This is a genomic window from Xanthomonas sp. 10-10 (assembly GCF_040182365.1).
Classification (GTDB): domain Bacteria; phylum Pseudomonadota; class Gammaproteobacteria; order Xanthomonadales; family Xanthomonadaceae; genus Xanthomonas; species Xanthomonas arboricola_F.
On the sequence record NZ_CP144460.1, the window covers coordinates 2,066,581 to 2,086,806 of the forward strand.

Consider the following 20,226-nt stretch of genomic DNA (forward strand, 5'->3'; position numbering starts at 1 on the left):
CTTATGCGGAGGCACGCTGAATGTCCGACATGGCCATGATCCGGATCGGGATCCTGATCGCGGGAGTGCTGCTGGTCGCTGCAATTTTTCTGTTCGGCCGCCCGAAGAAGTCGCCGCAGGGACGTCGCGTCGACAAGGACGAGAGCCAACCGCGCGAACGCCGCGAGCCGGTGATTTCCGGCGATGCGGGGATTGACGCAGACGCGTTCGAGCGCAGCGAAAGCGGTGCCGAACAGAGCGAGCTCGACCTGGGCGAGCAGGATGCGGCCGGCGGCAACGACGTCGGCAAGCGCCCGAATCAGGACTTCGACAAGATCGTGTCGCTGTTCGTGGCGGCCAAGGCAGGTCAGATCCTGCGTGGCGAAGATGTGGTGGTCGCTGCGGAAAAGACCGGCCTGGTATTCGGCCATATGAATGTGTTCCACCGCCTGGTGGAAGGGCATCCGGAACGCGGGCCGATCTTCAGCATGGCCAGTATCCTCAAGCCGGGCAGTTTCGACATGGCCAACATCCGCGAGATGCAGACGCCGGCGATCGCGTTTTTCCTGACCCTGCCGGCGCCGATGACCGCGCTGGATGCCTGGGAAAAGATGCTGCCAACCGTACAACGCATGGCCGAGTTGCTGGACGGCGTGGTACTGGATGACAGCCGCAATGCGCTGGGCCGTCAGCGCGTTGCGCATATCCGCGACGAACTGCGCGCCTACGATCGTCAGCACCAGGCACCGCCGCTGACCAAATCCCCGCGCTGGTGAGTTGAGCGATGTTGAGTCTGCAGGGCATGCTGGCAGTGGCATTGCTGCTGGTGCTGTGGACGATTCTGGCAATGCCGCTGTTGTGGATCTTTTCGTTGATCACCGCGCGCCTGCGCAAACGCCCGCGCAACTCGCCGTGGGTGGAGGGCAGCTTTGCCGCTGCCATCACCTTGCTGGTTGCCCCGGTGCCGACGCCCTTCATCAGCGTGTTCCTGCCGCATGCGATCGCGCTGCTGGATCGGCGCTATTACGCGCATATCCTGCAAGGCCCGCCGCTGTTGCGTGAGCTGCTGCTGTGGAATGCCGGCTCGATGGTGCTGACCTTTGTGATCAGTTATTGCTGGATCCGGCGCACGCTGCGCACACCGCAGCGCGAGGCGTTGGATCGGTAGCTCTAACGCACCTCTCCCTGCGGGACGAGCAAGCACGGCTTTCGCGCCGCAAGCGCGGGCCGGGGTGCGGGGACGGAGCGAAGCTGTGGCGCAGTTGGTGATTCACTGTTGACGGCGCGTGGCGACGCGTTTGTCATGACATGTGTTGGCAGATCTTCGAGGCGCACCCTCATGCGCCCCTTCGGGGTACATTCTCCCGAAGGGAGAAGGGATGACCACGCAATGCTCAGTGCTCAGCGCTTGGCTTTGGTGAATGCCTCGCGGAACCGCACCATCTCCGCCTCGGTGCCGACGCTCACGCGCACGCGCTTGGGCCAGATCGGCCAGCTGCGGCCGACGATCACGCCCTGCTTCTGCATCGAATCGACAAACACGCCGGCGTCGCGCTTGACGTCCAGCATGAAGCAGTTCGCTTGCGTGGGCAGGCAGGTGTAGCCCTTGCTCTTGAGCCAGGCGACGGTCTCATCGCGCACGCGCGCGTTGTCGGCGCGCCGGGTCTGCACCAGCTGCGGATCGCGCAGGCTGGCGATGCCGGCGGCCATCGCCGGGACCGGCAGCGGGTTGCTGCCGAAGCTGGCGAGCTTGGTCTGCAGGCCCGGCGGGGCCAGCGCCGCACCCAGCCGCAGACCGGCCATGCCGTAGAGCTTGGAGAAGCTGCGCAACACGATCAGGTCCTGGCGCTGACGCACCAGATCGACCACCGACGGCTCGTTGCTGTAGTGGATGTATGCCTCGTCGACCACCAGCACCGCGCTGGCCGGCTTGTTGGCCAGCAGCCATTCGATGTCGCTGCGCGGGGTGATGCTGCCGGTGGCGTTGCCGGGGTTGCACAGATAGATCATGCCGGCGGTCGGGTCGGCCTTGGCCATCGCCTTGACGTCGTGGGCGCCGTCGGCCCGCAGCGGCACCTTGCGCACCGCGACGCCGCGCGCAGTGGCGCTGTCGATCACCGGGTCGAAGCTCGGGTCTGCCACCACCAGGCCGGCGCGCGCCGAGGTGAACAGGTTGCTGGCGCGGTTGAGCGCATCCCTGGAGCCGGCAAACAACGCCAGATGGTCGTTGGGCAGCTGCAGTTCGCCGGTCATCAGATTGCGCAGGTCCTGCTCCATCTCCAGCAGGTAGCGGCCCGACCGCGCCAACGACCGCGTTGCGGCATCCAGCGCGGCCGGAGCGGGCCCAAGCGGGTGCTCGTTGAGATTGAGGTACACCGTGCCGGCCGCCGCGGCCACGCCGGGCGCTGCCGGAGCGGCAGCGCGCTTGCGGGCCGCCTCGGCCGCGGGTGCCAGCCCCAATGCGGAGACCGCCACGCCAGTGGTGGCAAGGCTGAGAAACGAACGGCGCGAGACGGGCAACGACACGGGTGAGCTCCAGATGGGGCGGCGAAGAGGGCGCCACGCTAGCGGGTTTGTGCCGGTCTGCCTATCGGGAAATCCCCGGGCGGTAGGCTGTCGGCCGTCAGCGGGCAGAGCCGTTGGTCCAGAAAGCCCGTCGAGGCCGGCTGCGCTCTGGCACCTCCTGCCGGGTTTGCTGGCCGGCTGCGCCCCAGGCCCCAGCAGCGCCATCGCCTCCGGCCTTGCGGTTGCCTGCATCGGTCCATTCAGTGAGGGGGGCATGTCGGGCGTCGTGGTCACGCCCACCATCGCTTGCGCATCGGCACGGACCGTTAGAATGGGCGGCCAAGTGCCAGCCCAGCGATCGTATGACTGTCAGCCCGGATCCCGCTCAGCGCATCGACGCCTTGCGTCGTCGAATCGAAGACGCGAACTACCGCTATCACGTGCTCGACGAGCCGCAGATGGCCGACGTCGATTACGACCGCCTGATGCGTGAGCTGGAGGCGCTGGAAGCCGAGCACCCGGCACTGGCCAGTGCCGATTCGCCAACGCAACGGGTGGGCCATCTGGCCGCGTCGCGCTTTGCCGAGGTGCGGCATGCCATGCCGATGTTGTCGTTGGGCAATGCCTTCAGCGACGAGGAAGTGAACGAGTTCGTCCGGCGCATCAGCGAGCGGCTGGAGCTCAAACAACCGGTGTTCTCGGCCGAACCCAAGCTCGATGGCCTGGCGATCAGCCTGCGCTACGAAGACGGCGAATTCGTGCAGGGTGCGACCCGTGGCGACGGCGCCACCGGCGAGGATGTCAGCGCCAATCTGCGCACCGTCAAGGCGATTCCGTTGCGCCTGCGCGGGCAGGGGTGGCCGAAGGTGCTGGAGGTGCGCGGCGAGGTCTACATGCCGCGCGTCGCGTTCGAGGCGTACAACGCGCAGATGCGCGCGCAAGGCGGCAAGGTGCTGGCCAATCCGCGCAATGGCGCGGCGGGCTCGCTGCGGCAGCTGGACGCGCGCATCACCGCGCAGCGTCCGCTGAGCTTTTTTGCCTATGGCGTGGGCGAGGTGCGCGACGGTGCCTTGCCGCAGACGCATTCGGCCATCCTGGCGCAGCTGCGCGACTGGGGGTTTCCGGTCAGCCAGCTGGTGGAGGTGGTGCAGGGCGGCGACGGCCTGTTGGCGTACTACCAACGCATCGGAGCGGCGCGCGACGGGCTGGCTTTCGATATCGACGGCGTGGTCTACAAGCTCGACGATCTGGCCGGGCAGCGCGAGATGGGCTTTGTCTCGCGCGCACCGCGCTGGGCGATCGCGCACAAGTTCCCGGCCCAGGAGCAATCCACCACGGTGGAGGCGATCGAGATCCAGATCGGCCGTACCGGTGCGGCCACGCCGGTGGCGCGACTGAAGCCGGTGCATGTGGCGGGCGTGATCGTCACCAACGCGACCTTGCACAACGCCGACCAGATCGCGCGGCTGGATGTGCGCGTGGGCGATACGGTGATCGTGCGCCGTGCCGGCGATGTGATTCCCGAAGTGGCCGGTGTGGTCGCCGATCAGCGCCCGCCGGGCACGCAGGAATGGCGCATGCCCACCCAATGCCCGGTGTGCGGGTCGGAGATCGTGCGCGAAGAAGGCCAGGCGGTGTGGCGCTGCTCGGGCGAGTTGACTTGCCCGGCGCAGCGCAAGGAAGCGTTTCGGCATTTCGTCTCGCGCCGCGCGATGGATGTCGATGGCCTGGGCGAAAAATTCATCGAAGTGCTGGTCGATAGCGGGCTGGTGCAGGGTGTGGCCGATCTGTATCTGCTCAGCGTCGATCAACTGCTGCAATTGCGACTGATCAGCACCGCCGACAGCCCGCATGCGTTCTTGCGTGAGGCGCGCGAGCATCTGGCAACCGGTGCGTATGCGCAGCTGGAGGCCACCGTGGCGAGCATCGGCGTGGATCTGGCCGGCGAGCGCGAGGCGCCGCAGAGCTGGCAGGCCGACCTGCTGCGTGCGGGGCTGCCGAGCTTCGATTGGAACCGCCGCAAGATCGCCACCAAATGGGCCGAGAACCTGATCGAGGCGATCGAAACATCGCGCGACACCACGCTGGAACGTTTCCTGTTCGCGCTGGGCATCGAGCATGTGGGCGAGAGCACCGCCAAGGCCTTGTCGGCCTGGTTCGGCGATCTTGAGCTGATCCGCCATCTGCCGTGGCCGCTGTTCAAGCGCGTGCCCGATATCGGTGGCGAAGTAGCTCGTTCGCTCGGGCACTTTCTCGATCAGCCGGGCAATCAGCAGGCCATCGACGACTTGCTGCAACGTGGCGTGCGCATCGGTGATGCACATCCGCCATCGCCCAAGCTGCGCGATGCCCTGAGTTTTGCCAGCGTGCTGGAAGACATGGACATTCCCAAGGTGACGCCGGTGCGCGCCCAGCAACTGGCGGCAGCGGTGCCGTCGTTCGATGCGCTGCGCACTGCCGGCAGCGACGCCTTGCTGCAGGCCGGCGTGCCCGCACCGGTGGTCGCCGCGCTGCTGCAATGGCTGGATCGCCCCGAAAACGCGGCACTCGCCACATCGGCGCAGCAGGCGATGGAAACGGTGCTGGCGCGCCTGCCGGAAGCCGAGGCCGTGCAGTCCGGTCCACTGGACGGGCAGACCGTGGTGATCACCGGCACCCTGGCCGCATTGACGCGCGATGCCGCCAAGCAGCGGCTCGAAGCCTTGGGCGCCAAGGTCGCCGGCAGCGTCTCCAAGAAAACCGCGTTCCTGGTGGCTGGCGAAGAGGCCGGTTCCAAGCTCGACAAGGCGCAATCGCTGGGTGTGGAAATCTGGGACGAAGCACGGCTGCTGGCCTTCCTGGGCGAGCACGGTCAACAGCCATGACGGCAGTGCAACTGGATCTGGCCGCGCTGCAACTGCGCGCGCAGCTCAATGCCGCGATTCGCGCGTTCTTTGCCGAGCGCGGCGTGCTGGAAGTGGAGACGCCGGTGTTGTCGCAGGCCGGCAACACCGAACCGAACATCGACAGCTTCAGCACTCGCTTCAGCGGGCACGTGGATGCCGGCGCGCCGGTGCGCTGGCTGCGCACCTCGCCGGAATATCCTCTCAAGCGATTGCTCGCAGCCGGTCTGGGCGATTGTTACGAGCTGGGACGCGTGTTTCGCAATGGCGAAGCCGGCGGCCGGCACAATCCGGAATTCAGCATGCTCGAGTGGTATCGGGTGGGCTGGAACGACCGCGCCCTGGCCCAGGAAACCATCGCGCTGGTCCAGCGCGCCCTGGCCCTGGTGCAGCGGCAAGCGACGGTACAGGTGCTCAGCTATCGCGAGCTGTTCGTGCAACGCCTGGGCATCGACCCCTTGCTGGACCCGGTCGACACGCTGCGTGCAGTACTGAATGACGTCGCCATCGATCCACAGGGACTGACGCGCGACGATTGGCTGGACCTGTTGATGACCCATCGCCTCCAGCCGGGCTTTGCCAGCGATACCTTGACCGTGGTGCACGACTGGCCCGCCAGCCAATGCGCGCTGGCGCGGATCCGTCACGACAGCCCGCCGGTGGCCGAGCGCTTCGAGCTGTATCTGGGCGCCTATGAAGTGGCCAACGGCTACCACGAATTGAACGACGCCCGGGAGCAACGGGCCCGCTTCATCCGCGACAACAACGTGCGTGCGGCGCGCGGCTTGCCGCAGTTGCCGCTGGATGAGCACCTGCTGGCGGTGTTGTCGCAGCTGCCCGATTGCGCCGGCGTGGCGGTGGGAGTGGATCGGCTATTGATGGCCTTGCGCGACACTACGCAGATTGCCGACGTGCTGGCATTCGACTTCGCGCGCGCCTGATGCGTTGGCAGGCAGTGGCGGCGTAGCAGGCATCGAGAGCGGCCAACGAACTGGCTGCGCGCATCGCCAGGCGGGTGTAGGCGGTACTCGGCGCGGTACGTAGTGCCCGTTGCGCGCGTCACTCCGGTTCGAGCGCACTGTTCATGCCCAGCCGACGACGACTTGCCAGGCGTTCTTGGCCGCTCCTGATTCACTATGGGAATGCAGTTGTCGCGTCGCTGTAGGCCGCAGTGGGCCAGCACCGATCACGGCATAGATCCAATCGGTGCAACTCACTGCATGCAAGCAATACCGCCCGCACCCGGCAGTGCGACCACCACGATGGCGTGACGCTGCCATCCGGTTGTCATCGCCGCCGTATTGCCATCTTCACATCGATGATGCTCTCATCTTCACGTCCACGGGGGCGCGACGTCGATCGTTTCGGGTGAGGATTGTTGGCATGAAGTGGCTGATCAGCTTATGCGGTTTGTGGTGCCTGCCGCTGCTGATGCTCGCTGATGCGCGTGCCGCCGAGCGGGGCTCGGGCGTGGTGCGTTGCGAATCCAAGGACCTGGCCCGCGTGCACTGCGCGATGGATGTCGCCAGCGGCGTGCAGCTGGTCCGTCAGCTCTCCGAAACCAGCTGCATCCGCGGCAGCGAATGGGATGTCGACCGCGACGGTGTGTGGGTGGAGCAGGGCTGCCGTGCCGAATTCGCCACCGCTGCGCCTGCGGCTACCTTGATGCGGCGCGTGGTGCGCTGCGATTCCAATGGCGGCAAGGTCGCGTGCCCGGTGGTGCTGCGCGGCGCGCCGGTACGCCTGCTGCGTCAGCGCTCGATGTGGCCGTGCAAGGAAGGCCGCACCTGGGGAACGCGCCGTAACGAAATCTGGGTGTCGCGCGGTTGCGACGGCGAGTTCGAGGTCGGTGCCGAAGATGGCTCCGGGTTCGTGGCGGTGCCGCGCATGGTCACCTGCGAATCGAAGAAGAGCACGCGCCGCACCTGCGGGGTGTCGGTGGAGCGCAAGGTGCGCCTGGGCCGGCAGATATCCCGAACGCCGTGCGTGGAGGGCCAGACCTGGGGCTGGAGCCGCGACGGGGTGTGGGTCAACGACGGTTGCCGCGCCGAGTTCATCGTCGACTGAGCGGCTGACAAGCCCGTTGGGTGTCGGCCTAAGTATTGAGCGGGATGTCGCCTTGCGCCGTAGCGCGCTGATCTGTGGTTTGGTCGCAGCGTCCTTGCCCGCCCACCATCCCGGCACGTGCTGAAGGTACGTCCTCGCAAGCTGTCACGCCGTCCACGCCGCGTAAGATCCCGCGACGCTGGGCGGCAAGGACCAGTCGAGATGGTCGGCGTGCGTGGTTTGCAACAAGCAATCGGCAGACAGCGACGCGCTGCCCTCGTTCTTCAATAAACCACTAGCCAACTGTCTGGTGCGGTGTCCTCGCCGATTGCGGGACCGTTGGCGGCATGGATGCCGCCACCGAGCCCCCATGGACGGGTTCACGGCGTGTCCCGCGAGCGGCGAGGGCACCGCGCCCTCAACCAACCGGGCGTTTGCGCTTACGCATCGCCGTGCGCGCTGCGAGCTGCCCATTGACGGCCCACTGACTGCACCGCCCCTGCGCCTTACAATAGACGCATGAACGACAGCGCCCATATCGATTACGCCCGCTACGACCACATCCGTCCGCTGTTGTGGACCGGCGATGCCCTGGAATTGCTCGATCAACGCAAACTGCCCTTCGTGGTGGAGCATGTGCGTTGCCAGACCAGCGATGCGGTGGCCGAGGCCATCCATTCGCTGGCCGTGCGTGGTGCGCCGGCGATCGGTATCGCGGCCGGGTGGGGCGTGGTGTTGGGGGCGCGCGACATCGCTGCCGACGATGGCAGTGCGGCCTTGCAGAGACTCGAACCGGCGCTGTTGCGGCTCAATGCTGCGCGCCCGACCGCGGTCAACCTGGCCTGGGCATTGATGCGGATGCGTCGCGTGCTGGGCGCGGCCGGTGCCGACTGGCGCGAGGTGATTGCGCGCGAAGCACAGGCCATCGCCGATGAAGACCTGGCCGCCAATCGTCACATGGGCGCGCTCGGTGCCGGGCTGATCGCGCCGGGTAGCGGCGTGCTCACCCACTGCAACACCGGCTCGCTGGCCACCGCCGGTTTCGGCACTGCGCTGGGCGTGATTCGCGCCGGCATGGCGCAGCAACGCATCGCCAAGGTGTTCGCCGGCGAAACCCGCCCGTGGCTGCAGGGCGCGCGCCTGACTGTGTGGGAACTGCAGCAGGACGGCATCGATGCCACCCTGATCGCCGATTCGGCGGCCGCGCATCTGATGAAGTCCGGCCTGGTGCAATGGGTGATCGTCGGTGCGGACCGCATCTGCGCCAACGGCGATACCGCCAACAAGATCGGCACCTATCAGCTGGCCATTGCCGCACGCCACCACGGGGTCAAGTTCATGGTGGTGGCGCCGTCGTCGACGGTGGACATGGCCACCAGCGATGGCGATCAGATCGAGATCGAACAGCGCGATCCCGGCGAGCTGTTCGGCGTGGGCGGGGTGCGGACCGTGGCCGAGGGCATCCATGCCTGGAACCCGGTGTTCGACGTCACCCCGGGGGCACTGATCGATGCCATCGTCACCGAGCGAGGGGTGATCGAGCACCCCGATCCGGCCCGGATGCAGGCCGCTTTCGGCAGCTGAGCCGGACCGGCGGCAAGGTTGCCGCCAACGTCCCGCCAAAATCCCCGCAAGTGCTTGTTTCTGGCCGTAAAGCGACGGTATCGGGAAGCCCCTTCGTGGTACAATCCGGGGCTTGAATCGATCGGCGGGAGCGTGGGGTCGGCAGCCTGTGACTAAGGCGCCCCCGACGCGGCTTTCCGGCTCGCCCGCCACCTCACTTACGGAACCCGAATGGCAGAAACCGCCAAGGAAATCATCCAGGTCAACCTGGAAGACGAGATGCGCAAGAGCTATCTCGATTACGCCATGAGCGTGATCGTGGGCCGCGCACTCCCCGATGCCCGTGATGGCCTCAAACCTGTGCACCGCCGCGTGTTGTTCGCGATGCACGAACTGGGCGCCCACAGCAACAAGGCCTACTTCAAGTCGGCGCGTATCGTCGGCGACGTCATCGGTAAATACCATCCGCACGGCGACCAGTCGGTGTACGACACGCTGGTGCGCATGGCGCAGCCGTTCTCGTTGCGCTACATGATGGTGGACGGCCAGGGTAACTTCGGTTCGGTCGACGGCGACTCCGCCGCGGCGATGCGTTATACCGAGTCGCGCATGTCGCGGCTGGCGCATGAACTGATGGCCGATATCGACAAGGAAACCGTCGATTTCCAGCCCAATTACGATGAAAAGGAACTGGAACCGACGGTCATGCCGACGCGGTTCCCGAGCCTGCTGGTCAACGGTTCGGCCGGTATCGCGGTGGGCATGGCCACCAATATCCCGCCGCACAACCTGACCGAGGCGATCAACGCCTGCATCGCGCTGATCGACACGCCCGAGCTGGACGTCGAAGGCTTGATGGAATACATCCCGGGCCCGGATTTCCCCACCGCCGGCATCATCAACGGCACCGCCGGCATTGCCGCGGGCTATCGCACCGGCCGCGGCCGCGTGCGCATCCGCGCCAAGGCCGATGTGGAAGTGGCCGACAACGGCCGCGAGGCGATCGTCGTCACCGAGATCCCGTACCAGGTCAACAAGGCGCGGCTGATCGAAAAGATCGCCGAGCTGGTCAAGGAAAAGAAGCTCGAAGGCATCAGCGAGCTGCGCGATGAGTCCGACAAGGACGGCATGCGCATCTACATCGAAATCAAGCGCGGCGAGTCGGCCGAGGTTGTGCTCAACAACCTGTACCAGCAAACCCAGATGGAGTCGGTGTTCGGCATCAACATGGTGGCGCTGATCGACGGTCGCCCGCAGTTGATGAACCTCAAGCAGATGCTGGAGGCGTTCATCCGCCACCGCCGCGAGGTGGTCACCCGCCGCACCATTTACGAACTGCGCAAGGCGCGTGCGCGTGCGCATGTGCTGGAAGGCCTGACCGTTGCGTTGGCCAACATCGATGAAATGATCGAGTTGATCAAGACCTCGGCCAACCCGCAGGAAGCGCGCGAGCGCATGCTGGCCAAGACCTGGGAACCGGGTCTGGTCGGTGCGCTGCTGGGCGCGGCCGGCGCCGAGGCCTCCAAGCCGGAAGACCTGGCGCCCGGCGTGGGCCTGGCCAATGGTTTCTATCAGCTCAGCGAAGTGCAGGCCGCGCAGATCCTGGAAATGCGTCTGCATCGCCTGACCGGGTTGGAACAGGAAAAGCTGACCGACGAGTACAAGCAGTTGCTCGAGGTCATCCAGGGCCTGATCCGCATCCTGGAAAACCCGGACGTGCTGCTGCAGGTGATCCGCGACGAGCTGATCAACATCCGCGAAGAGTATGGCGACGAGCGCCGCACCGAGATCCGTCACAGCGAAGAAGATCTGGATATTCTCGATCTGATCGCGCCGGAAGACGTGGTGGTGACGCTGTCGCACGCCGGTTATGCCAAGCGTCAGCCGGTGAGCGCGTATCGCGCGCAGCGGCGTGGTGGCCGTGGCCGTTCTGCCGCAGCGACCAAGGAAGAGGATTTCATCGACCAGCTGTGGCTGGTCAACACGCACGACACGCTGCTGACCTTCACCAGCAGCGGCAAGGTGTTCTGGCTGCCTGTGCATCAATTGCCGGAAGCCGGCTCCAATGCGCGTGGCCGCCCGATCATCAACTGGATTCCGCTGGAATCCGGCGAGCGGGTGCAGGCGGTATTGCCGGTGCGCGAATACGCCGACAACCGCTTTGTGTTCTTCGCTACCCGCAACGGTACCGTCAAGAAGACCCCGCTGAGCGAATTCGCCTTCCGTCTGGCGCGCGGCAAGATCGCCATCAATCTGGATGAAGGCGATGCGCTGGTCGGCGTGGCCCTGACCGATGGCGATCGCGACGTGCTGTTGTTCGCCTCCAACGGCAAGACCGTGCGCTTCGGCGAGTCCACCGTGCGTTCGATGGGCCGTACCGCCACTGGCGTGCGTGGTATCCGCATGCCCAAGGGCGAGGAAGTGGTCAGCCTGATCGTGTCCGACCCGGCCGGTGGCATCGAGATCGAGTCCGATGAAGACGCTGCCGACGAAGTCGTCGACACCGCCGACGGCGCCGATGCAGGCGTGATTGAAGTCGCCGACGACGGCAATGTGGCCTATATCCTCACCGCCACCGAGAACGGCTACGGCAAACGCACTCCGCTGGCCGAATATCCGCGCAAGGGGCGCGGTACGCAGGGCGTGATCGGTATCCAGACCACCGAGCGCAACGGCAAGTTGGTGCGTGCGGTGCTGCTGGGCGCTACCGACGAAGTGTTGCTGATCTCCGATGGCGGCACCCTGGTGCGCACACGCGGTTCGGAAATTTCGCGCGTGGGCCGCAATACCCAGGGCGTGACGTTGATCCGCTTGTCCAAGGGCGAAAAGCTGCAGGCGGTCGAACGCCTGGATGCATCGCTGGATGAAGTGGACGACGTGGCGGACGACGCGGGCGCAACCGCCGAGTCCGTCGCACTGCCACCGGCAACCGAAGAGTGATCGTGTAGCGTCATCGCTGCAGTCGAACGAAAACGCCGGCAATGCCGGCGTTTTTTTTTGCGTTCCAGTGTTACGTGCTTGGTTTGTTGCACGCGATGACATGTGCAACGCAGTGTTTACCCTTCATCCCCGCGAAAAACGCGGTGCTTTCACCGCTGCAGGTCGAAGGTAAGTGGCGGTGCGGCGGCGTTGCGTCGCCGCTGAGTCGAAGAGGAACAACTGATGACGAATGTGGATCGTCCTTCCGGTCGCGGCCATTGGGCGCTTGCGATCCTGGCAGGCGTGATTGCCGTACTGGGTGCGGTGTTGCTGGCCGGTGGCGTGTGGTTGGCCGCGCTGGGTGGATCCTGGTATTACGCTCCGGCTGGTGCGGCGATGCTGATTTCAGGCGTGTTGCTGTTGCGTGGCCGCAACGCGGGCGCGTGGTGGTTTGCAGCTGTGGTGGCCGGCTCGCTGCTCTGGACATGGTGGGAGTCGGGCAGCGATTACTGGCGTTGGGTGCCGCGCCTGGGCCTGATCGTCGGTCTGGCGTTGGTGCTTGCGCTGCTGTTGCCCAGGCTGCAACGCCCGGTATCGCGCGCGGTGTCGCGCAGCGTGGCGGGTGTGTTGGCGGCGGTGTTTGTAGTCGCGTTTGCGTTGGCGTTCAAGCCGTTTGGGGTAACCGAGGCCGATGGCGCGTTGGCCCATGCTGCAGGGATGGTCGGCGGCCTGGTCAATGGCGATGCATCGGCAGCGTCTGCAACGACCGACGTGCAACCGGCCAACGCGCCCGCCGACGGCGATTGGGCCGCATACGGGCGTAGCCAGGCAGGTCAGCGCTATTCGCCGCTGCAACAGATCAACCGCGACAACGTCGCGCAGCTGCAGCAGGCCTGGGTCTTCCACACCGCAGACTTGCCAAGCAAGCGCTGGGGCGCGGAAACCACGCCGTTGAAGGTGGGCAACAGCCTGTACCTGTGTACTGCGCGCAACCAGGTGATCGCGCTGGATGCGTCCAGCGGCAAGCAGCGCTGGCGCTACGACCCCAAGGTCAGGGACGAGGCGATTCCGTATACCGCCGCGTGCCGTGGCGTGTCGTATTACGAGGTGCCGGCCGTGACCACGACGGGCGCTGCCGAGGCCGCAACCGCCGGTTCGGCGCTGTGCCGCACGCGGGTGATCGAAGGCACGCTGGATGGACGCCTGATTGCGCTGGATGCACGTAGCGGTCAACTGTGCCCGGACTTCGGCAGCAATGGCCAGGTCGATATCACCGTGGGCATGGGCGACACCCCGCCGGGCTATGTGTCGATCAATTCGCCGCCGGCCATCGTGCGCGGCGTGGTGGTCACCGGCCATCAGGTGCTGGATGGACAGAAGCGCTACGAACCCTCCGGTGTGATCGAAGGGTTCGACGCGATCACCGGAAAACTGCGCTGGGCCTGGGACATGACCCATCCGGACTGGAATGGCGCACCACCGCCGGGCCAGACCTGGACGCGTGGTACGCCCAATATGTGGACCACCGCCGCTGCGGACGAGCAGTTGGGCTATGTGTACCTGCCGATGGGCAACTCCACCGCCGATTACTGGAGCAGCTCGCGTACGCCGCAGGAGAATCGCTACGCGACCTCGCTGGTGGCGCTGGATGTCACCACCGGCAAGCCGGTGTGGAATTTCCAGACCACTCATATCGATGCCTGGGATTACGACCTGGGTTCGCAGCCGAGCCTGATCGATTTCCCCAAGGACGGCGTCAACGTGCCGGCGGTGTTGCTGCCGAGCAAGCAGGGCGAGCTGTATGTGCTGGATCGACGCACCGGCAAGCCGCTGGTTGGCGTGGAAGAGCGCGCGGTGCCCGCCGGTGGCGTCGAGCCACAGATGCGCGCAAAGACCCAGCCGTTTTCGCTGTATCACACGTTGCGCAAGCCGGATCTGACCGAACGCGACATGTGGGGCATGACCCCGATCGACCAATTGGTGTGTCGTATCCAGTTCCGCAAAGCCAGTTACAAGGGCATCTACACCCCACCGGAAGCCGAGCGGCATTCGATCGAATACCCCGGTTACAACGGCGGCTCCGATTGGGGCAGCGTGGCGGTGGACCCGCAGCGCGGCGTGATCGTGGCCAATTACAACGACATGCCGAACTACAACCTGCTGGTGCCGCGGGCCAAGGCCGACAAGCTGGGCTGGGCGCCGCGCGACCAGGTGCGCGGCGATGCAGGTGGCGCAGAAGGCGCGGGCGACCCGCAGGCCGGCACGCCGTATGCGATCAACGTCAACGCCGGCTGGCGGCTGCCGTTCACCAAGCTGTTGTGCAAGGAACCGCCGTATGGCGGCATCCGCGCCATCGATCTGGCCAGCGGCAAGACGCTGTGGGATCGCCCGTTCGGCAGTGCGCGCGGCAACGGCCCGTTCGGCATCCGCTCCGGCCTGCCGATCGAGATCGGGACGCCCAACAACGGTGGCTCGGTAGTGACTGCGGGCGGGCTGATCTTCATCGCGGCAGCCACCGACGACCTGATCCGCGCCATCGACCTGTCGACAGGCAAGGAGCTCTGGCACGCCAAGTTGCCGGCAGGCGGGCAGGCCAACCCCATGGTGTATTCCTATGGCGGCCGCGAGTACCTGGTGATCATGGCCGGCGGCCACCACTTCATGGAAACCCCGGCAGGCGACGCGTTGATCGCCTACGCATTACCGCAGCATTAGTGCTGGAAGTGGAAACAAAAACGCGCCGATAACGGCGCGTTTTTTTGCGCTGGCCAGGCGCGGCTTCAAGGCCATCAATCCATGCGCAGGCGGTGACTCCACAGTTCGCGCCACACACGCTCTTACGATTCCCGATTCCCGATTCCCGATTCCCGAACTCACTGCGCCACTGCCACCGCATCGTCCTGCACCGCATCTCGCACATCCTGCGCCAGCGTTGCCTTGACGATGATCGAGCGGATGGCGTCGGTGGCCTCCGACAGCGGCACGTCGCTGCTCAGGCGCTGGAAGGTATCGCGGCTGTTGTAGCCGGAGCCGTCCTTCAGATAGTGCTCGTACATCGACAGCAGATCCTGGCAGGCGGTGATCAATGCGGGGATATTGCCGCGTACCAACGCGTGGCCGATCTGGTCGAAACTGTGCAGGCAGTCGGCCAGCCAATGCAGATCGTAACGTGCGGTGCTGGGCTCGGGCGCATTGTGACCGCGGCTGTAGGCGCTGTAGCGGCGCAGGCTGCGGGCGACGCGCGCCACGTGGGCAAACAGCGTTCCGATCTCGTTGGCGATATCCAGCTGTTGCACCATGACCATCGGGATCACTTGCTCGGGCGCGTCCGAGCCCTGCTGTTCTACGGCGCTTTGTTCCTGCTGCTCCAGCGACTGCTTGAGCACGGTGTAACTGCGCTGCAGCGATTCCAGCTCCAGCGTCGTGGCTGCGGCGCGCGCCTTGAGCTGCGACAGCGCCGCCTGATAGCGCGCAAGACTGTCCTGGGTGCTGGCGTGCTGCCCGTACTCGGCGTTGAGCTGGCGCCCACGCACGTACGCCAGCCCCGTGGCGATGAGCGCCCAGAGTGCGAAAGCAGGCACCAGGTAGATCAGGATGCCCATGGGGATTCCTCGAAACGTTGCATACATTGTCGGCCTGCAACGTCCAGTCTTGAGGGCAATCACCGCACCACTGCGAGAGGGCACTCAGCAGCCGCAGCGCCAACGGCACGAGCGGACGACCGGCTCAGCGCACCGGGTCGCCCGCCGGCACGGGCGTTGCCGCCATGGCCGGCGCATGTACACCCAGCGCGGTTGCAGGCTGGCGCAGCAAACGCAGGCCGAGGCGACGCAGCAGGGTATTGGCCGGCATTTCGAGCCATCCGTACATCAACCAGGACGCGGCCACGATCGCCAGCAGCACCGGCAGAGCGAGGGCGGGCTGGGGAGCGCGGTCGCCGAGCAGCGCCAGGGCGATATAGATGACCGGCGCATTCAACAGATACATCGAGAAACTGCAGTCCCCGCACAGGCGGATGAGGCGATTCCCCAGAAGGCGTGCGCTCAATCGGGTGTCGAAAGAGAAAAGGAAGACGAAGACCCCGGTAAATCCGGCGGTTTCCAGGTCCAGATAGAGCGTGCGCGCGGTGCCGAGGTCGAGATCGATCACGCCGGTGAAGACCATCACGCACAGCACGATCGCTGCCGCCTGCACGCAGGCCAGCGCCGTCATGCCTGCGGTGGCGGGCACCTGGCTGCGGATCAGGCCCAGCACGACGCCGGTGCAGAAGTAATGGATCTTCGAGCCTACGAAGGTGCCAGGAAACTGGGCGCGATAAGTGACCAGGACAACCACCAATGCCAGCGCCACGATCAGCGGGGCAGCATTGCCCTTGCTGCGCAGGGCATGCAGGGACATCCACAGCCCGACGAAGATTGCGTAAAACTGGACCTCCGGCGGAATGCTCCAGAGCGCCGATACATTCCCGGAAAACAGCAGGTGCCGCAGCAGGTTGCCGTTGTGGATGGGATAGACAAAGTTGGGGTCGACCAGGGTGTAGATCATGTAAGAGAGGATGACGATCGCCAGGTACGCCGGCGCAATGCGCGCGAATCTGGAAATGGCATAACGGCCGATCGCCCGGCTGCTCGGATCCTTGTCGCCATACAAAAAGGCCATCAGGAAACCGCTCAGGGTGAAAAACACCATGACGCCGAGTTCGCCCAGATGCAGATCGCTGCCGACGAAGAAGCCTTGTTCGCCCAAATGGTCGTAAACCACCATCAGCGCGGCCAGGCCGCGAATGCCGGTCAGCGCGTCGATCCGTCTTTCCTGCTCCATTGCAGTCCCACTCCATGCATTTGCGGGCAGGCACGGTGGCGCCTATCGTCGGCGCAGGTCGTGCTGCGGTAAGCCAGGAGTCCCCATGAGTCCTGTCCCGGACATAAGCGTACCTGACAGTATGGCTGCGGAAAAGAGCCAGGCCATGCGCTCGCAGGACGTGCTGCGATGTCACGTGGCTGGCTGCAATGGCGCTGCGTGGATCGGCCTGGCTCCGGCCGGATGGGCGCGGCCTTACGGTCGCTCGACTTGCACGCCCTGTCCGACCTGTGGCGCCTGGATCAGTACTGGCCCGGCACCTTCCACCGCCGCAGGCACAACGACCGGCGCGCTGCGCGGGCGCAGCAACAGCCACGTCCCCAGCTGGCGCAGCAGGGTATTTCCCGGCATTTCGATCAGGCGGTACATCGTCCAGGCGGCCGCGATGGTGATCGCAATGATCGGCAAGGCCAGCGCCGGCCTTGGGGGCAGGCCGCCCATGACCGCCAGGGCGGCGTAGATGATCGGGATATTCAGCAGATACATCGAGAAACTGCATTCGCCGCTGAGCATCATCAAGCGGTTGCCGAGCAGGCGCTTGCTCAGCCCGGTGTCGAAGGAGAACAGGAACACGAAGATGCCGGCGAAGCCAGCGGTCTCCAGCGTGAGGTAAAGCTCGCGCTTGGAGCCTAGATCGACATCGATAATGCCCAGGATGACCGCAAGCACCAGCCCGATGACGCCGGCCTGCAGCACCGCCAGGGTGGTCATGTTGACGCTGGCGCCAACCCGGGTGCGCACCAGGCCGAACACCACGCCGGCCAGGAAATAATGGATCTTGGAGCCGATAAAGGTGCCGGGCAGCTGTGCCCTGTAGGCGATGAGCATCAGGATGGTGCCGAGCACCGCCACCATCAGGGTGACATTGCTGTTGGTGCGGAAGGCACGCAGCGCAAACCAGATGCCCACGAAGATCACGTAGAACTGGACCTCCGGCGGAATGCTCCACAGCGCGGACACGTTGCCGGAAAACAACAGATGGCGTAACAGGTTGTCGTGGCTGATGGCGTAGACGAACTGCGGATCGACCAGGTTGTAGATCAAATAGGACGCCAGCACGACAGTCAGGTAGGCCGGAGCAATGCGCGAGAATCTGGAAATGGCGTAGCGCGCCACCGAGGGGTAATTGGGGTCTCTCTCTCCGTAGAGAAAGGCCATCAGAAACCCGCTCAGGGTAAAGAACACCATGACGCCCATCTCACCTGGAAACAGGTGGGTATCGGTGAAGAATCTTTCTTCCGCCAGATGCGCGTAGACGACAAGCAACGCAGCAAGACCGCGGATACCGGTCAACGAATCGATGCGCTGTTCCTGCTGCATGAGTGGGGGCTCTCAGTGTGATCCATACGAAAAACCCGCGCCTGCCGGGGGCGCGATGTCGTTTGAGTGCGTTTCAAGATCGGTACCGGTCAGACGCTTCCCCACGTTCGTCTGACTTGCCGCGAGCTTACTCGATCGGCAGGTTGCGCATTATCGTTTTGCCTGGCGTTATCGAGAGTCGTGACCAAGATCACTCTGCGTCCAGCTCGCCCGCAACGATGCATTCAACAGCTGCGTAGCGAACTGATGTGTGCGGCGCGATGCAGCGGAGTGAGCCGCTGCATCAGCGGCACTGCATCAGCGGAGTAAACCAACGCCTGTGTGCGGCGGTTCAGTGGTGACCCTGCGCACGATGCAATCGTTAAAAGCTGCGGCTGCCGTCGGTTACGACAGGGGCGCACGCACGCCGCTGTGTGCTGCCGCGTCCGCAGCCGCGACCCACTTCCGCCCCATTGGCGGAATGCGAGCATCAGGACAGGATGGCAGGTAGATCCAGGCCCTTCTCGCGCGCGCAATCGGTTGCAATGGCATAGCCGGCATCGGCATGGCGCATCACGCCGGTCGCCGGGTCGTTCCAGAGCACGCGTTCGATGCGTTTGTCGGCCGCTTCGCTGCCGTCACAGACGATGACCATGCCGGCGTGTTGCGAGAAGCCCATGCCGACGCCGCCGCCGTGGTGCAGCGAGACCCAGGTCGCGCCGCTGGCGGTATTGAGCAGGGCATTGAGCAATGGCCAGTCGGAGACCGCATCGGAGCCGTCGGCCATGGCTTCGGTTTCGCGGTTCGGCGAGGCGACGCTGCCCGAATCCAGATGATCGCGGCCGATCACGACCGGCGCTTTCAACTCACCGCTGCGCACCATCGCGTTGAAGGCCAGGCCGAGCCGGTGGCGGTCGCCCAGGCCGACCCAGCAGATGCGCGCGGGCAGCCCCTGGAAGGCGATCTTTTCAGCGGCCATGTCCAGCCAGCGGTGCAGGTGCGCATCGTCGGGAATCAATTCCTTGACCTTGGCATCGGTCCTGGCGATATCTTCCGGATCGCCGCTCAGCGCCACCCAGCGGAACGGGCCGATGCCACGACAGAACAGCGGGCGAATGTAGGCCGGCACGAAACTGGGGAAGTCGAACGCGTCGGACACACCTTGCTCCAGCGCCATCTGGCGCAGGTTGTTGCCGTAGTCCACAGTGGGCACGCCGAGCGCGTGGAAGGTGAGCATCGCGCGGATATGGTTGGCCATTGTCTCGCGCGCGGCGGCTTCTACTTCCTTGGGTGCGCTGACGCGCTTTGCGTCCCACGCTTCCACGCTCCAGCCCTGCGGCAGATAGCCGTTGACCGGGTCGTGTGCGGAGGTCTGGTCGGTCAGCAGGTCCGGCTTGATTCCGCGTAGCAGCAGTTCGTCGAGCACGTCGGCGACGTTGCCGAGCAGGCCGACCGACAGCGGCTTCCTGGCCGTGCACGATTCCTCGATCAGGCGCAGCGCTTCGTCCAGCGAGTCGGTCCAGGTATCCAGGTAGCCGGTGCGCAGGCGCATGTCGATGCTGGAACGGCGGCATTCCACCGCCAGGCACGAAGCGCCGGCCATCACCGCAGCCAGCGGCTGCGCGCCACCCATGCCGCCGAGGCCGCCGGTGAACAGCCACTTGCCGGCCAGGTTGCCGGCGTAGTGCTGGCGGCCCATCTCGACGAAGGTTTCGTAGGTGCCTTGCACGATGCCTTGCGCGCCGATGTAGATCCAGCTGCCGGCGGTCATCTGGCCGTACATCGCCAGACCTTTTTTATCCAGTTCGTTGAAGTGGTCCCAGGTGGCCCAGCGCGGCACCAGGTTGGAGTTGGCGATCAGCACGCGCGGCGCATCGGCATGGGTGCGGAACACCCCGACCGGCTTGCCCGATTGCACCAGCAAGGTCTGGTCCTCGTCCAGGCGGGTGAGTGCGGCGACGATCGCATCGAAGGATTCCCAATCGCGCGCGGCGCGGCCGATGCCGCCATACACCACCAGTTCCTGCGGGCGCTCGGCCACGTCCGGGTCCAGATTGTTCATCAGCATGCGCAGCGGCGCTTCGGTGAGCCAGCTCCTGGCGGTGAGCGTGGTGCCGGTGGCGGCGCGGATGACGCGGGTTGCATCGTGACGGGTCATGCCGGGTTCCTTGCA

Annotated in this window: 13 protein-coding genes and 1 pseudogene; 9 read left to right on the forward strand and 5 right to left on the reverse strand. The window is 65.3% G+C overall.

The features are described from left to right. Window positions 1-20: 20 nt before the first annotated feature. Together zipA and VZ068_RS08835 are read left to right on the forward strand one after the other, a co-directional pair. Window positions 21-755, forward strand: a complete 735-nt coding sequence (gene zipA, locus VZ068_RS08830) for a cell division protein ZipA (protein WP_349657427.1) — start codon at window positions 21-23, stop codon at window positions 753-755. A gap of 8 nt (window positions 756-763) precedes the next feature. Further along, window positions 764-1,147, forward strand: a complete 384-nt coding sequence (locus tag VZ068_RS08835) for a hypothetical protein (RefSeq protein ID WP_349657428.1) — start codon at window positions 764-766, stop codon at window positions 1,145-1,147. 233 nt (window positions 1,148-1,380) lie between these two features. Here the strand turns inward: VZ068_RS08835 and VZ068_RS08840 are convergent, their stop codons facing one another. Continuing rightward, complete coding sequence (locus VZ068_RS08840; protein ID WP_349657429.1) at window positions 1,381-2,505, reverse strand: pyridoxal phosphate-dependent aminotransferase; 1,125 nt, start codon at window positions 2,503-2,505, stop codon at window positions 1,381-1,383. Window positions 2,506-2,846: 341 nt separating this feature from the next. Here VZ068_RS08840 and ligA point away from each other — a divergent pair, with 341 nt between their 5' ends. The 7 genes and pseudogenes from ligA (at window position 2,847) to VZ068_RS08875 (ending at window position 14,609) form a co-directional block, all read left to right on the forward strand. Beyond that, on the forward strand, window positions 2,847-5,348 hold the full coding sequence (gene ligA / locus VZ068_RS08845; protein WP_349657430.1) for an NAD-dependent DNA ligase LigA: 2,502 nt from the start codon (window positions 2,847-2,849) through the stop codon (window positions 5,346-5,348). Next, entirely contained in the window at window positions 5,345-6,307 is a 963-nt protein-coding gene (epmA, locus tag VZ068_RS08850; RefSeq protein WP_349657431.1) for an EF-P lysine aminoacylase EpmA, read from the forward strand. Before ligA ends, epmA begins: the two co-directional genes overlap by 4 nt. Window positions 6,308-6,749: 442 nt before the next feature. Further along, window positions 6,750-7,433, forward strand: a complete 684-nt coding sequence (locus tag VZ068_RS08855; RefSeq protein ID WP_259153751.1) for a DUF3011 domain-containing protein — start codon at window positions 6,750-6,752, stop codon at window positions 7,431-7,433. Window positions 7,434-7,699: 266 nt separating this feature from the next. Next, window positions 7,700-7,889, forward strand: a pseudogene (locus VZ068_RS08860) (hypothetical protein); the annotation flags it as partial. Between the two features lie 42 nt (window positions 7,890-7,931). Beyond that, window positions 7,932-8,996 carry an S-methyl-5-thioribose-1-phosphate isomerase gene (gene mtnA / locus VZ068_RS08865; RefSeq protein WP_349657432.1) on the forward strand — a complete coding sequence of 355 codons (1,065 nt, stop codon included), beginning with the start codon at window positions 7,932-7,934 and terminating at the stop codon, window positions 8,994-8,996. A gap of 210 nt (window positions 8,997-9,206) precedes the next feature. Then, window positions 9,207-11,915: a DNA gyrase subunit A gene (gyrA, locus tag VZ068_RS08870; RefSeq protein WP_349657433.1), complete on the forward strand. Its 2,709-nt coding sequence runs from the start codon at window positions 9,207-9,209 to the stop codon at window positions 11,913-11,915. Between the two features lie 222 nt (window positions 11,916-12,137). Further along, window positions 12,138-14,609 (forward strand): membrane-bound PQQ-dependent dehydrogenase, glucose/quinate/shikimate family, encoded by a 2,472-nt coding sequence (locus VZ068_RS08875; RefSeq protein ID WP_349657434.1) that lies wholly within the window; start codon window positions 12,138-12,140, stop codon window positions 14,607-14,609. Between the two features lie 158 nt (window positions 14,610-14,767). On the opposite strand, the gene VZ068_RS08880 is transcribed toward VZ068_RS08875, so the two are convergent. From VZ068_RS08880 to hutU, 4 genes are all read right to left on the reverse strand, one after another. After that, window positions 14,768-15,496 (reverse strand): hypothetical protein, encoded by a 729-nt coding sequence (locus tag VZ068_RS08880; protein ID WP_349657435.1) that lies wholly within the window; start codon window positions 15,494-15,496, stop codon window positions 14,768-14,770. A 124-nt stretch (window positions 15,497-15,620) separates the two neighbouring features. After that, window positions 15,621-16,715 (reverse strand): acyltransferase, encoded by a 1,095-nt coding sequence (locus VZ068_RS08885; RefSeq protein ID WP_349657436.1) that lies wholly within the window; start codon window positions 16,713-16,715, stop codon window positions 15,621-15,623. 234 nt (window positions 16,716-16,949) lie between these two features. After that, window positions 16,950-18,074: an acyltransferase gene (locus tag VZ068_RS08890; RefSeq protein WP_349657437.1), complete on the reverse strand. Its 1,125-nt coding sequence runs from the start codon at window positions 18,072-18,074 to the stop codon at window positions 16,950-16,952. Between the two features lie 469 nt (window positions 18,075-18,543). After that, window positions 18,544-20,211: a urocanate hydratase gene (hutU, locus tag VZ068_RS08895; protein WP_349657438.1), complete on the reverse strand. Its 1,668-nt coding sequence runs from the start codon at window positions 20,209-20,211 to the stop codon at window positions 18,544-18,546. Window positions 20,212-20,226: the final 15 nt, after the last annotated feature.